Raw genomic sequence first — 15406 nt, 5'->3', positions numbered from 1 at the left:
TACCTCCGCTCTTTTGGATGTCCCCCGAAATATCTTCACCGCATTACCCTTTTACGGAACCAATCAGCACCCCTTTCACGAAGTATTTTTGCAGGAACGGATATACCAGCAATATGGGCAAGGTTGCAACAAGAATCGAAGCGGCCTGTATAGCCTGAGGCGTCGTGTTCATGACCGCATCAATATTCGTTACATGCCCGCCATCCTGATATGTGATATTGGAATGCGCAAGCAGTTCCTTCAAGTACAATTGCAGCGGCTTCAACTCTGCCGTATTGATATAGATCATCGAGGCAAAGTAATCATTCCAGAAGCCTACCGCAAAGAAGAGTGCAATGGTAGCGAACACCGGCAGCGACAATGGAACCGTAATGCGGAACAAGATTGTCAGATTCGATGCTCCGTCCATCTTGGCCGATTCCTCCAGCTCATCGGGCAGAGACTCGAAGTAGTTTTTAATAATCAGCATATTAAACACGCTAACCATGCTCGGCAGAAAGAGCACCCACAGTGTATCGATCAGATTCAATCGGTGCATGAGCAAATACGTAGGAATAAGACCACCGCTGAACAGCATGGTGAACACATACATCAAGATGAATATTTTGCGTCCGCGCAGACGCGGCTTGGATAAGGGATATGCGGCTAATGCGGTCATGAACAGACCGAGAGCCGTTCCCGCCACGGTAATTGTGACCGATACGAGGAAAGCATTCATGAATTGAGAGTCGCGCAGCACATATAAGTACGTTCCGAACTGAATATCAACCGGGAACAAGGACACGCTCCCTGACATAACCGCTTCCTCACTGCTGAGCGACTTCGCAATCAAATTGAGAAATGGGAACAATGTCGTCCACGACACAAGGGCAAAAAACAGATAGTTCAACACATGGAAGATGCGCTCCCCTACCGACATTCGAATGGCCGTTCTTGTTCTCCGCGAAGCAGTCAATTGGTGTCTCATGTTATGCCAGACCTCCTTCCTTCTTACGTTCAGGTTCCAAATAAGCGGCGACTTGCAACATCAAGAGAGCTGTATGCTGAACTTCTCTCATTACCAGATCCCCCGATTCAAATAGCGCCGGCTGAGAGCGTTTCCACCAATAATGAGCACGAAGCCTACGATGGATTCGAACAGCCCCACAGCAGCTGAGAAACTGTAATTCTGCTCGCCTAGACCCGTACGATATACATACGTGCCGATAACATCCGACACATTGTAGACGACGGGATTGTACATGACGAGAATTTGCTCCGTCCCAGCCTCCAGCATATTCCCGAGCCGCAGGATGAACATAAGGAGAATGACGGGAACAAGCCCTGGTAGTGTAATATGCAGAATTTGTCTGAACTTATTTGCCCCATCGATCTTGGCTGCTTCATACAGCTGTGGATCGATAGAGCTTAAGGCGGCCAAGTATACGATGGTTCCCCAGCCTGCTTCCTTCCAGCCCGCCGTGCCGACGAGCAGCCAGCGAAAGACACTGTTGTCGAGGAAGAATTTGATCGGCTCTCCGCCGAACCACTCAATGATTCGATTCACAAGCCCCCCATTGATGGAGAGCAGATCCATAAAGAGTCCGCTAACGATAACCCATGACAGAAAATGAGGCATGTAAATGATCGTTTGTACCGGACGCTTGAACCACATTTTCGTAAGCTCATTCAACAGAATAGCCAGCAGAATTGGCAGTGGGAAGAGAAGTACAATTTTCAGAACCGAAATGATAATCGTATTCCAAAACACTTGAACGAACTTCGGTGATTGAAATAGTCGTTCGAAGTGCGAGAACCCTACCCAAGGACTGTCCTCTATTCCGCTAAAAATGTTGAAATCTTGAAACGCAATTACGACCCCATACATCGGCGTATACTTGAACAGGAGAAGAAAGGCGATCCCTGGCAAAAGTGCAATGTATAAGTCCCAGTCCTTCCGAATGTCGCTCCACAACTTTCGCCCGTATGATCGTGAAGACAAACGTGGAGCATTGTCCAATTCCAGCTTATCCATAGCTCCCATCCTTTCCGTGGCATGAGCACTTGGCATTCATTGTTTGCTGCATCTGCTACTAGCCTACGGCATCTGGCTGCAATCGAACACGGGAGAGCCATGACTTCTTCTGGTAAAATGATTTCCATCGTGAGGTCAGGTTCAACTGAGCCTATGCAGCCCGTTAACCCCGCTTCCAGTCACTCGGCGTAACCCCCCAATATTTGCGGAATACCTTCGTGAAGTAGCTGACATCGCGGAATCCCGCCGCCTGTGCTGCCTCATATACCCGCTCCCCTTGAAAGAGTGCCTCCTTGGCTCGCTCCATGCGGCGCATAAGGAGATAAGACGAGAAGGGCTGATCCATCTCCTGCTTGAACAGCCTGCTCAAGTACGAGGCATTAATAAACAGCCGATCCGCCACCTCCTGCAGGGTTAGCTCTGTATGAAGTTCATTCTCGATTAACTCCTTCACTTCCGATACCAAGCGATTGCCGCCGCGACGACGCACCATGCCTGCTTCCGCGCCAATGCGCCGCATGACACTTCGCATCCACTCACTCCACTCCTGCTTCGTTCGCAGTTCGGCGGTGTGACGGAACCATCTTGCATCCTCTCCCATTACCTCCGCCATCGACCACCCCTGCCTGCGCAGCCACATAATAATCCACGATTGCAGGAACATCATCTGCTCCTTAAATGCCTCTGCCTCTGGAATCGCACATACTGCGCGAATCCAAGCTTCGGCCAGTTCCGCTGCCTGCTGCTCTTCGGCAGTGTTCCAGGCAATGTCCAGTTCCCGTTCCCACTGCTCCGTATGTATCGTTACGGCCGAAGCATCTTCAGCCGCTCTCAGTCCGTGATTGCGGTACGGAATGACAATATCGCCACCGTGAACGAGCCGCTGACGGAGCGCGAAGTCCGCTTCCTTATACAACCGCGGCACGTCAGCCAGCCGCCCGCACGCCGAGCAGATGCCCGCACTCGCCGTAAGCTTCAATGAAGTCTTAATATACTCCAGCATCTTGCCTGCCAGTGCATGAATGCCAATCATCAGTTCTCCATCCGATCTCTCACAATGACTTTCTGCTGCTTGAGATGCCTCTACCCTTCCATTCTCCTCAGCCATGCCCCTAGAGAACGCAGCTGGCGGATAGCGAAATAGGATGGCGAGCGGACCGTCTGCTTCGCGGCATATTAGCATAGAGCCGTATTCCATCCCTGTCATCGTTTCCTCCACGACTTGGCCGACCGCGAAGTGCATTAGACCCTGATCGCCTCCAAATGCCTGCACCCGCTCCTGCGGGTAAGGATCAGGATCGATTACCATCACGGCGTAGCGCTCGTCTTCCTGCAAGTCGATACCGAGTTCTGCCATTCTCCTTAGCAGCGAGACCGTCGACAAGCTGCCATCCAGCCCTTGGCGCAAGATGCGCTGACGCAGTATCGGCAAGTAGTTGTGCCATTGCTGACGCAGCATATCGGCATCATGCCGCCGCTGAATGTCTTGGCGACGCTCCGAGACTGCTGCTGCAACTGCTTGCAGGATGGCATCCTGTCCCGCCGGCTTCAATAGATACTGCTTCACCCCCATGGATAGCGCCTCTTGAGCATAAGGGAAGTGATCATGACCGCTGAGCACCACCACCTTCACCTCAACATTCCACTCCGACGCTTGCCTCACGAGGGATAAGCCATCTCCGTCCGGCAGCTGAATGTCTACAAGCAGAATGTCCGGACGCTTCAACTGCAGCCACCGCTTCCCTTCTTCTAGGGTAGCGGCTGCCGTTACTTCCGTAATCCCTGCCCTCTCCCAAGGCATAAGCTCAGTTAAGCTTTGACGGAGCCGCAGCTCATCCTCCACAATCAATAGGTTCATCTAATCTCCTCCTCGGTGACGATTCGAAATGAAGGCATTCTTTACTTCATCAACTGGCGGGGCAGCTGAAGGCTGCCTAGCATTAAGCATTAAGCATTAATTATTAAGCATTAATTATTAAGCATTAATTATTAAGCATTAACCTGCTGTCTTCGACCGATCTTCAATTTGTCTCCCCACGTATGGCTCGGACAAGGGAAGCACGAGCGTTACCGTTGTCCCCCCACCCCATACACTATCAATATGAATGTTCGCGTTCTGACCATAATTCAAGCGGATTCGTGCCGCGACATTTCGAAGTCCATAACCAGCACCTGTGTGGCTGCTCGCCACCACACCATGCTCTGTCGGCTGCCGCAATACAGCAGACAATTCAGCTTGCAATTGAGCGCGCATGTCCTCCGTCATACCCGTTCCAGAATCGATAACCCTAATTATAAGTCTTCTCCCTTCTGTGTCCTCCTCTACTCGGACTACAATGCGCAGCAACATCTCTGCTTGCTGGGAGGACTTCTCCAAGCCATGTATGATGGCATTCTCGACAATGGGCTGCACCAGCAGCTTCACGAGCGGAAGTTCCTCTGCGCACGATTCAATATCGTACTCCATATGGAATAGGTCTAAGAACCGGATTTGCTGGATTCGTATGTAAGCGTGCAAATGCTCCAGACAGTCCTTCACGGTAATTACATCCTTGCCCTTACTTAGACTTAGCCTGAAGAATCGGGATAAGTGAAGTACCATCTCGGAAATATCCTCAGCTTCAGCATGCTGTGCCATCCAATAGATCGAATCTAGGGTGTTATATAAGAAATGGGGATGGATCTGGGATTGGAGCAGCTTCAGCTCTGTATTGGCAAGCCGCAAGCTCTGTTCATAGTGATCGTGAATGAGGTGCTGCTGCTGCGATGCCATGTGGTTAAATAGGTGGGTCACGATACCGAATTCGTCCTGCCGCGTCGAAGTCAGCCTCACATCCAAGTTGCCGCTCGTCATCGCCCTCATGCCCCGAGCTAACTTCCGCATAGGAGCAGCAATGCTCGTGTAGATGCTATAAGCCATAACGAGAGCAATGACAATGCTCAGCGCAATCATAAACACCGCGTAATACTCCAGCTGGTAGGACTGGGCGAACAGCTCCCTCTTCGGCTGAGCCAGTGTCAGTGTCCAGCCGTAATAAGGCGAGGCTGCTTGAATTAACACCTGATCATTCGCTTCTGCACGTGTCAAGTAATCCTGATACGATTCAGGCTGCTTAGCCGTGCCTGTGACCCATTTCCCATCTGCCGTATATAGATGCAGCTCTGCCTGTGGCGATGGTGTAACAGAACGGATATATTGCTGCAAGCGCCCCATGTTCAGGCTAATAATAAGCGCATGACGTTCTCGATTCGGGTTGTAAATATCCATCGCTCGAACGACTGCCAGACTATCCGCTCCAAACGCTTGGCCGAACGGCTTCCCCGCCCCTATTCGTTCGTCCGGCTGAATGAATACAATGCCTGTCCCCAGTCCATTAAGCAGCTGTCGAAGCCAAATGCGTTCATCCGCACGATCAACCGGAAGCACGCCATGGAGCGTAGAAATCACGGAGTTGGAATGATCGTGATATACAGCAATTTGCGAGAACATTGGATGAATCGATAGAAAGTTGGCCAGCTTATGCTTCAGATCGGCGAATGCCATGACATTCTTCGGCTCCAGCTTCCGCTTCGCATGTGCAAGCGCATCGTTCATCTCCGTATCGGTTGATAGCACCGCGGACAGCTCTTCCACGTTCTGAAGCACGAGCTCAATATTGTCCATGAGGGCATGCATTGCACTTTCGGTACGAGCGGTCGTCTCTGACAGAAGCAGCTCCTGAGAGCGCTTGTTGGAGAACCAGCCGGTCAATAACAGAGGGATCAGAATAAGTACAAAATAGATGGTTAATCGCCACTGAATCCGTTGGCGAATTTGGTCACGTATCATTTTCAGCATATTAGCACTCATCCTCCGTGCTTCGAACTGCGTTCAGACTGAATGAATGGCGGCTCACTTCCAATCTGGTTGCGACTGAAGTGATACCAGTCATTGGCCTCCTTCGTCATATCACGCCCGCCTTCATTCATCCATTCCGACACGTATCTGTCGAAGTCCTCAAGTGGTCGATTGCCAAGAATAATGTCGATGAGCATATCATTCTTCTTCAACAATAACGGTGCATATCTTGTCATCGCTGGTGTCGGCAGAGAACGGAAAGCGCTCGGACGTGCATGCATGGATGTAAATCGAAGATTATCGTACAACTGGTATTGAATTCCTAACGAATCCAGCCGAGATCGAGTGTAATCCTCATCAGGCATATCTGCCAAATTAGCATAAAGTCCGCGATAATGATCCTGATTATGGCGCTCCATATTGGTCACCCTCTTCCCCTCCTTCCAAGCCCACACGTCTCCCTCGAATCCAAGCTTGAGGGTATCCCTCCCCTCCTCGCCGATATAGTTAAGCAGCTTCAGCACCTCCACCGCGTGAGAGCTGGTAGCAGGGATTACTTGATAGCTTCGTACTTGAGGCAGCGCAAAGGTTCCACTTCCTCCAGGCCCCTTCGGGAAAGGTAGGGGGATCCATTCTGCACGCGGATCCCGCGCCTTGCTCCTCTCCAGCACACCACGGGTATCGTACCATGTTCCCGTGAACAGACCCAGCTTCCCATCCACAACCTGCCTCTCCAGTCCACGCTGTGTTTGAATCGGGAACAATGGATCTACGAGCCCCTCCTGAACCATCATGCGCATGAAGGCAAGGGCCTCCTTCATCTCTGGCTGCACATTGGAATATACGAGCTGGCCATCCCGTTCCATCCATTGATTGAGCTGCACACCATATGCACCGAACCACGGCGAGGTGCGGCCCAACTCTTCAATGAAGCTGGTACCATAAATATCGTGCAACCCATTTTCGTCCGAACGGAGCGAAGTAAAGGCACGCATCACATTTACCATCTCCGCAAGAGTAGTTGGTGGTTCAAGTCCGAGCTGTTCCAGCCAATCCTTGCGAATATACATCATCTCCTGCCCCCTTCCCTCATGCAGGCTCGGAATCGCATATATTTGGCCGTTAAAGGACACCTGCTCCCACACTTCAGGAGGAATCCGTTCCTTCAGCTTTGGCGCGTATCGGGCAAGCAAGTGGTCGAGCGGTGTCAGCATCTGCTTCCGTGCGTAGAAGGAGACCCAATTCGCATCCGTAATGCTGATCAGGTCTGGTATATGGTTCGACATCATCATGACACCGACGCGATCCTCATACCGATGTGATGGGGGGATGATCACTTCTACTTGAAGACCCGTCTTCACCTCGATGTCGGTTACATACGGATTGTCATTCTCCGTCAACGGTTCTGGGAACCCTATGCCAAGACTATTCAATACAACCGTAACCTTAGGCAGCAAGGAACGCTGTTCCGCCACCTTCGACTGCCCTACCTGCCCACTGCATCCAATCAGCAGCAATAAGCATACAGCTCCTGCCATCATCCCGCCTTTCTTGTACCCAAGAATCGGTCGCAGCACAACAGCGAACCCACTAGTTGTAAGCGCATACATTTTGAGCAGCATGACTCTAATCCTGCTCGCCTCTCCCCGATGCTTCATCCACATACTTGCATTCCCCTCTCCATACCTGACCTCCATCAATCTGGGCGGAAGATTATACCTACCTGCTTTCCCTTAATCATACAGAAAGGGCCTATCAGATTGTACTCTCTGATAGACCCTTTTTTTTATCTATTTATTCTTCTTCGGACAGACGCTTCAAATCACTGACATGCTTGTCTAATCGGCTGTATCCATCAACAAGCACCTGAATATCCATATGCTGCTGCTCCATATTCGCCAATACTTCTTCTACAGAAGCCATATGCTCCTCCGTGCTGTTCGTAATCGTCACAACACCGTGTGCCATATTGGAGTACTGTGTCTGAAGGTCGCGAACGGCTTCATGCATCGCTTCCGACTGACGGTTCACCTGGTCGGTGTTATCTGTAATCGTACGCATAATCCGCTCCACTTGCCCAGTAGCCTCTACACTGGATACGACGGCAGATTGTCCACGCTGTACCTGCTCAGCTGCGGCACTGATCTGAGTTCGTATCGTTTCCAATATAGTTGCAATATCCTCAGTCGCTTTCTTCGCATGGTCAGCCAGCTTGCGAACCTCTCCCGACACCACTGCGAAGCCCTTGCCATGCTCGCCTGCTCGCGCAGCTTCAATCGCCGCATTCAAGGACAGCAAGTTCGTCTGTGCGGAAATATCACTAATGGTACTGACAATATCGCCGACCTGCTCCGTCTGCGCATTCAGTGCGTCCATCACTTGCACAGTCTGTTCCACTGTACGTTTCACACGGTCAATCTCACCGACAAGGGTGTCAATCTGACCACTGCCCTGTTCGGCCAATTGCAGTGTAGTTGATGCAACCTGCTCCAATTGATTCGTCCCGTTCGCAACGTGACTAACGGAGCGCTCCACGGATTCCACAGAGCTTCCGATATGCTGCAGGCTAATCGTCTGCTGTTCGAAGCCTGTAGATATTTGCGCGAATGTCTCTGTAACTTCACGCGAGATCGTTCCTGTCGATTCTGCACGCAGCTTCTGCTCATGACTGAATTCATTAAGCATCGTAACCGAAGATTGAATTTGTCCAAGCAATGCTATCGCCTGCTCCTTCGATTTCAGCGCTTCCGTTCCCCGTTCCGCCACTTGCCGCTGCAAGTTCTGACTGAACACCGCAGAAGCACTAAGTGCAATCGTCACGAAGAGCAGATACATAAGCAAATAGAGGAGCGGCTCTCGCGTGAACAGCTTCTCATTGAGGAATGGATCATAGAATACGTACACCGTCATTATCATACTGACAACGCCGGTAAAGACGATAGGACGATAATTCTGATATAAAGTCATCAAGCTGATTACGACATAGAATAACAAATACGTGCTGAAGATCGGATTCGGATCCGACTTCATCAGCAGCAGGACAAGCGAACACAGAAACACCGGAATTAAGTACATCACATACTTTACGCCAATGCGCTTATAGGTTAAGAACGTTGCTAATCCACAAGCTACCGCGCCAAAACCAATCAGCACATACAGCATGGTCCCGACAATACCTGCAGCCAAATCCCCGATGATTCCAATCGCAAGCATTGTCCATATGATCTTGACAAACAGGCGGTTGCGCCTGTCAAGAATCGTTAGTTCATTCACGTCATCTACCAACTTTCTATGTATCGAGTGATCGTCGTTAACAGCTTGTCTAGTCAGTTCGTTAACCATTCCTTAACATTTCTGCATTTCCGTTAACTTCAACACCTTATTATATCGGCTAACAGGTGATAGGAATTGAGTGAACTTCCACTTGTTCCTGTTCTGGGATTAACCAGTCGAACTTGGCTGGATTCTGCCAGATTGCACCGACATGAATAAGAGTAGGAATGACATCGTCTCCCTTATAGAACATCTTCTTCCCAACCTTGCGCATTGGTACATGGAATGATACGCGCAGCGCACGCGCGAATACCGGTTCCAGCAGACAAGCGCATTGCAAGATCCCATGCTTGCGCGAGTAATGAACGATTGAAGATAGCAGCCGATCGATATTATGACCGCGATGTTCCTTCAGCAAAGCTACCTTGTCCACTTCAGCCACTTGCTCCGGGGCGTTCATCACCTCCGGCTGCTCCGCGAATGGCGCGACCTCGTTCAACATACACGCACTCTCACTGTACAGTTTCAGTTCGAATGTTCCTACAGCAACCCCTTCCTCGTTAAATACGATGACCTGTTCCAACGGATGTGCAGCGGATTCCAGTTCAAAGCCCATCTCCTTCCAGACGGTTGTCCAAATGGATCGATACAGCTGCACCTGTTGTTCGCTTTTCACCGAAATATGCATTTCCCTGTAACTCCTTTATGTAAATATTTATATAATTTGTTATCGGTCACAGGTAAAGGAATGATTACACAAATCTTTTTTCAAAAAACCTTGAAAACAGAGAGTTATTTTCTGAAATCACACTTCTCTGTCTCATTGTAAAAACGATCGCATGTAATGCCAACTCCCCATTTCAAAATTCGTTCCAACGACCCAATTATATATGAATATATACTCATATTCTGTCGGTTTGGTTGCAGTCTATGCCGCTATCCAACCATCCTCACAGCTGCAACTTTACATTTGTCATAAATGTAAACCTCCTATATACTTGTAACAACGTTAATTTAGACACAATCCATTCGTAATCGGAGCGATTTATAGATGTCACAATCCAAAGTAACTCAACAACATATTGCCGACGCGCTGAACTTGTCCCGCAATACCATATCGAAGGCGTTGAACAACGATCCTGACATGCGCGATGACACGAAACGCCGCATCATGAAGAAGGCCGTCGAGCTCGGCTATACCAAATTCCATCAACTCGAAGCTGCGGAAGGAATCATCTCGGCCAATCGTATCGTGTCCCTGCTTACTCATTCTGACTATATGGGCAACCACTATTGGTCTAGCTTCATCAAAGGGCTGAATACAACCTTGAAGGAAGCTGGCTACTCCCTGGCGATGACGATTGTTGACATGGAAGAAGAGCGCGAACAGAAGCTGCCTTCTCTATTCGTGCAGCAGCGGCCTGCTGGCGTTATTATGATCGGCCCCTTCTTGAGGGAGTACTATGAGCTAATCGAACGTTCAGGCATTGCCTCGATGTTCATCGATACGTATGCGGACTTCAACTTCGGCATGCTAGGCAGCGATATTATGCTCGTAGACAATGCCCATAGCGTATATGCCCTAACGCAACAACTAATTGCACGTGGACATAAGAAGATCGGCTTTGTAGGCGATATCGGCTCCTGCCTCAGCTACCGCGAACGGTGGGAAGGCTTCAATCGTGCGCTGTCTGAAGCAAGGCTCAGTGTCAATGAATCTTGGTGCATCATCAACTCCATGAAGCGTCATTATTTTAATGAAGAGGAACTGTCTGCAGCCTATTCCCGGATGGAGGATAAGCCAACGGCCTTCGTATGTGTGAATGACAATATTGCTGTCGACTTCATGCAAATTGTGAAGGCAAGCGGCATGCGCGTACCTGAGGATATCTCCATTACCGGATTCGACAACATCGCCGAATCGGTGCTTGTTCATCCCGCCATCACGACCGTGCATGTACCGAAGGAAGAGCTCGGCATGCGCGCCGGAGAACAGATCGTATGGCGTATTGACCACCCGCATCGTCCGAAGGAGCTTATTCGCATCGGCGTGGAGGTAGAATGGCGCGATTCAGTACACAGTCTGATATAGTTTACATTTGCACATCTACATTCGATATGTAACACGTTTTTGCACATTATTTGCACGGTAAATGCACAATATTTACTTGACATTGTAACCTTAGTGTTTTACTCTTTAGTTATTCGGAAACGCTGTCATTGCGTTTCGAGAGACAATTGACACATGCTGTGTTACAAGTTCAGTTGACATTGCACACGACATCAATAAAGAACAAGGCTCTCACCTATTCTTTTGGTCTCAACATCTGTCACCTGCACTTGAACAGCACAGGTTTCATACTTACTACGCAAAGCGAGGTTTGCATCATGAGCCAAATTAAGATCATCGGTCCAGATATTCCGAACATGCCTTGGGAAGAACGTCCTGAAGGACATCGCGACGTATTGTGGCGCTACAGCCAGAACCCAGTAATTCCACGCGATTTGCTGCCTAACTCGAACAGTATCTTCAATAGTGCTGTTGTTCCGTTCGAAGGCGGATTCGCTGGCGTATTCCGCTGCGACGATCGCAATCGCTACATGCGCTTGCATGCTGGCTTCAGTAAAGACGGCATTAACTGGGACATCAACCATGAGCCGCTCACATTTGAATGTGACGATCCGGAAATCGGCAATTTCATCGAAGGCTACGACCCACGCGTATGCTGGATCGAAGACCGCTACTATGTAACTTGGTGCAACATCTACCACGGCCCAACAATCGGCGTGGCATACACATATGACTTCAAGACATTCCATCAGCTCGAAAATGCATTCTTGCCTTACAACCGCAACGGAGTTATGTTCCCGCGCAAAATTAACGGCAACTATGCAATGGTGAGCCGTCCGTCCGATACAGGCCATACACCATTCGGCGATATCTTCTACAGTGAGAGCCCTGATATGGAATTCTGGGGTCGTCACCGTCACGTAATGGCTCCAATGGGCGGCTGGCAGAGCAAGAAAGTTGGCGCAGGTCCAATTCCAATCGAAACAAGCGAAGGCTGGCTCATGATCTATCATGGCGTCCTGAACTCCTGTAACGGATTCGTATACGCATTCGGCGCAGCGATCCTCGACCTGGATGAGCCTTGGAAAGTAAAATACCGCAGCGAACCATACTTGCTGCAGCCTTCCACATTGTACGAGTGCGTAGGTGACGTGCCTAACGTTGCATTCCCTTGTGCATCGCTTGTGGACGCAGCAACAGGACGCATCGCGATTTACTATGGCGCAGCTGACACGGTTACTGCTCTTGCATTCGGTTATGTTGATGAGATTATTGAATTCGTGAAGAATAATTCTCGCGTGAAGTAAGATATACTGTAAGCAAAGACTGCTGGGGAGCAGCACCGACTTACAGGGCTCTTCCTTTCTTTGCAACCCCTATACCTATGATCAAAACCCCCTTGCATCTGATCGCAATAGCGGCCAGCGCAAGGGGGTTTTGTGCAATAAATGTGCAATAAGGAAGTCTACGATTATTTAGAATGTACAGTCTTACACCATCGCATTGTGCAATTGCTGCACGTAGCGCCATCGAATGACGAAGAAGTAAATAATTTGAACTACTGTGAAGCTAACGAGCACTTTAATTGTACTTTCCCCCACAGAGAAGTGAACCAACTGCTGCAGCGCTGCAAATGCAACCCCACTATGCAAAATTGCGATGAGAAGCGGCAAAAAGAACATAACCAGCAGCTGTCGTGTCACGACGCGATTCAGTTCCTTGCGAGTCAACCCCATCTTGGACAGCATCTCGGTCTGCTGCTGGTCCCGACTGCGATCCGTATATAATCGGAAGTATAAGAAGCTTGCGGCAAAGGTGAAGAACACCACACCAATGAGTACGCTCACGAGCAGCAGTAATCCATTTGCCTGCTTGGCCGCTACCCACTGCGGGTACAGCGCTCTGAACTGAAACTTCATGGATTCGCTCTGTTCTCCTTCTTGATCTGTGTTCAGTTGCTTCATTAGCTGTTGTGTTGTATCCCCAAGCTTACTCCAATGCTCTACCGCAAATCCATATACCGTATAGGATCCCTGGCCTGACTCATCCCGATCAGGTATCTGCTCATAAGCATCATCCGTTACCACAACAAGCCGAATGATCCCATAATCCTGCGGCAGCACTTGATGGGGTACAGCTTTCATAACTTGAAAGGCAAATCGAGTAGTGTCTTCTATCAGTTGGACAACTTCTTCGAAGCCTTCTTTACTATATACTCGCTCCCCCATGACTGAAGTCGGCACAAGGAATGCTTCATTATCAGCAGTAATCGCTTCTTGCTCATATCCAAGGGCTATCGCCAGCTTGTTATAATCGGACAACTTCATGACCGTGACATCATTACCTGCAAATTTCAAGGTAGCTGCGCCAACTCGATAAGGCAATTGTGATTGTTCCAGTTTTTGTTTAATCAAACTTACATCGGCCTGTTCCTGCTTATTTCCTTGATACGAATAATACGTAAATGCAAACGGGTTCGTCATCTCCGCTAACCCTTGATTGCCGATTGCCGTACACGTGCCAATCGCAGTAAATGCAACCGCCGAGATTACAGCAACGATAAAGAACAAGCGTGAATTATCCTTCAACCGATATCCCAGTTCAGAGAGCGTCAAGAGATTCGTCTTCTTGAAATACAGCCGCTCGCTCCGCTTCAACATTCGCAGTGCAAATACCGCGAATTGCGTGAACAGAAAATACGTCCCGACTACAGTCAGCACCACCCCTGACAGGAGTACAAGGAACGAATACGTGATGCCTGTTGCAAAGGAAAACACCGTCGCATAGCCCGCTCCGACGAGCAAGACGGCTAGCACCGACAGTCCTATCGACGCCTTAGGTTCAGGCTTCGGCTTGTCCGATCCCTTGAGCAGATTAATGAGTTGATGCACCCTTACCATCCGAGTAGTCACGATCGATATCAGCAGGAAGAGGATCAAGAATGCGATAAACGTTGTCCCTATCGCCTTCAATGGTACATAAAACGTTAAACCTTTATCAATCGCCAGAAGTTCAGATATCCCGGAGAGGATCAATTTCGAGAAAATGACACCCAGCATTACGCCTGCCACAATGGAGGCGCAGCCAATCAGCATATTTTCCATGAACACCAGCTTGCGGAATTGCTTAGGCGACATTCCATGTATGATGAGAATGCCGAATTCCTTGTTCCGTGTCTTCAAAAACGAGCCTACCGAATATAAGATGAAGAAGAAAGAAAACACGATCAACAGCACCTGCGACACCCGCAGTCCCATCATCCCGAGTTCGCTAAGTGTCTCACTGGAAGATTGGATCTTTCCATTCAAGTCGGGATGGAACAAGAGCAAGGAATAGGTAAAGAACATCAGCACCGAGAAGGTACTGCTCCAGAAATGAGCGGCGTACATGCGCTTGTTGCGAGTGATATTATGAATAGCTAGTTGTGAGAACGTCATTCGGATTGCCTCCCATCACGGACAGCACGTCCATTATGCTGCGCATAAACATGGACTGACTGCCTCTGCGAGTAATTTCATGATGCAGCTGACCATCCTTAATGAAGACAACGCGATCACAATAGCTTGCGGCCATCGCATCATGCGTAACAAGCAGCATCGTCGTCCCCTCCTCCTTGTTCAGCTGATACATCGTATCCATCACAGCTCGCGATGACTTCGAATCCAGGTTTCCAGTCGGCTCATCCGCCAGCAGCAGCTTCGGCTGATGAATAATGGCGCGAGCGATAGCTGCGCGCTGTGCTTGCCCTCCAGAAATCTCGTAAATTCGCTTGTTCAGCAATGCAGTAATGCCAAGCCTCTCTGCCAGCGCATTCGCCTTGCGGTGCAATTTCTCCACTTCTACCCCGTCCAGTGTTAAGGGAAGTACGATATTTTCCTTAACGGTCAACGTATTTAATAGATTAAAGGATTGGAAAACAAATCCGAGCTCACGCCGGCGGAATAGAGCCAGCTTCTCCTGTGATAATTGGAAGGGATTATTGCCATGAATCAACACTTGGCCAGACGAAGGCGCGTCAATGGTTGCAATCATATTCATCAAAGTTGTTTTCCCACTTCCGGATGGCCCCATGATGCCTACGAATTCCCCCTGCTCAATGCCTAGATTTATATTGGATAATGCCTGATAGGCTACCTTCCCTTCATAGGTCTTACTTAAGTTCCTCACTTCTACCATTGTCATCTTCAATTCCACTCCTATTCACAAGATT

11 protein-coding genes are annotated in these 15406 nt (G+C 49.3%); 2 read left to right on the top strand and 9 right to left on the bottom strand.

Going from position 1 to position 15406, the window contains the following annotated elements:
• Positions 1-43: 43 nt before the first annotated feature.
• The 7 genes from BLS15_RS12800 to BLS15_RS12770 all read right to left on the bottom strand — a co-directional run bounded on the left by BLS15_RS12800 (position 44) and on the right by BLS15_RS12770 (position 9813).
• Positions 44-967, bottom strand: coding sequence for a carbohydrate ABC transporter permease (locus BLS15_RS12800; RefSeq protein ID WP_021256303.1), 924 nt, complete (start codon positions 965-967; stop codon positions 44-46).
• 90 nt (positions 968-1057) lie between these two features.
• The gene (locus BLS15_RS12795) at positions 1058-2014 is read right to left on the bottom strand and encodes an ABC transporter permease (RefSeq protein WP_021256304.1); all 957 of its coding nucleotides are present in this window, start codon (positions 2012-2014) and stop codon (positions 1058-1060) included.
• Positions 2015-2177: 163 nt separating this feature from the next.
• Positions 2178-3872, bottom strand: coding sequence for a response regulator transcription factor (locus tag BLS15_RS12790; protein ID WP_021256305.1), 1695 nt, complete (start codon positions 3870-3872; stop codon positions 2178-2180).
• 138 nt (positions 3873-4010) lie between these two features.
• Positions 4011-5852, bottom strand: coding sequence for a cache domain-containing sensor histidine kinase (locus BLS15_RS12785; RefSeq protein WP_090511847.1), 1842 nt, complete (start codon positions 5850-5852; stop codon positions 4011-4013).
• An 8-nt stretch (positions 5853-5860) separates the two neighbouring features.
• Positions 5861-7516 carry an extracellular solute-binding protein gene (locus BLS15_RS12780; RefSeq protein WP_254777336.1) on the bottom strand — a complete coding sequence of 552 codons (1656 nt, stop codon included), beginning with the start codon at positions 7514-7516 and terminating at the stop codon, positions 5861-5863.
• Between the two features lie 130 nt (positions 7517-7646).
• Positions 7647-9194: a methyl-accepting chemotaxis protein gene (locus BLS15_RS12775; protein WP_231515195.1), complete on the bottom strand. Its 1548-nt coding sequence runs from the start codon at positions 9192-9194 to the stop codon at positions 7647-7649.
• A 49-nt stretch (positions 9195-9243) separates the two neighbouring features.
• A complete protein-coding gene (locus BLS15_RS12770; RefSeq protein ID WP_021256309.1) occupies positions 9244-9813 on the bottom strand; it encodes a hypothetical protein in 570 nt (189 codons plus the stop codon).
• Positions 9814-10176: 363 nt separating this feature from the next.
• On the opposite strand from BLS15_RS12770, the gene BLS15_RS12765 reads away from it, so the two are divergent.
• The gene (locus BLS15_RS12765) at positions 10177-11217 is read left to right on the top strand and encodes a LacI family DNA-binding transcriptional regulator (protein ID WP_090511843.1); all 1041 of its coding nucleotides are present in this window, start codon (positions 10177-10179) and stop codon (positions 11215-11217) included.
• A gap of 296 nt (positions 11218-11513) precedes the next feature.
• Positions 11514-12503, top strand: a complete 990-nt coding sequence (locus tag BLS15_RS12760) for a glycoside hydrolase family 130 protein (protein WP_021256311.1) — start codon at positions 11514-11516, stop codon at positions 12501-12503.
• Between the two features lie 183 nt (positions 12504-12686).
• Here BLS15_RS12760 and BLS15_RS12755 read toward each other — a convergent pair whose 3' ends face one another.
• Both BLS15_RS12755 and BLS15_RS12750 read right to left on the bottom strand, forming a co-directional pair.
• Positions 12687-14633: an ABC transporter permease gene (locus tag BLS15_RS12755; protein ID WP_090511838.1), complete on the bottom strand. Its 1947-nt coding sequence runs from the start codon at positions 14631-14633 to the stop codon at positions 12687-12689.
• A complete protein-coding gene (locus BLS15_RS12750) occupies positions 14605-15378 on the bottom strand; it encodes an ABC transporter ATP-binding protein (protein WP_044354417.1) in 774 nt (257 codons plus the stop codon). Before BLS15_RS12750 ends, BLS15_RS12755 begins: the two co-directional genes overlap by 29 nt.
• Between the last annotated feature and the right edge of the window lie 28 nt (positions 15379-15406).

The sequence above is a fragment of the Paenibacillus sp. cl6col genome, assembly GCF_900102125.1.
In the GTDB taxonomy this organism is placed as follows: Bacteria; Bacillota; Bacilli; order Paenibacillales; family Paenibacillaceae; genus Paenibacillus_B; species Paenibacillus_B suaedae.
The sequence above is the reverse complement of the archived record's forward strand: the minus strand, read 5'-3'. Positions and strand labels throughout refer to the sequence as shown.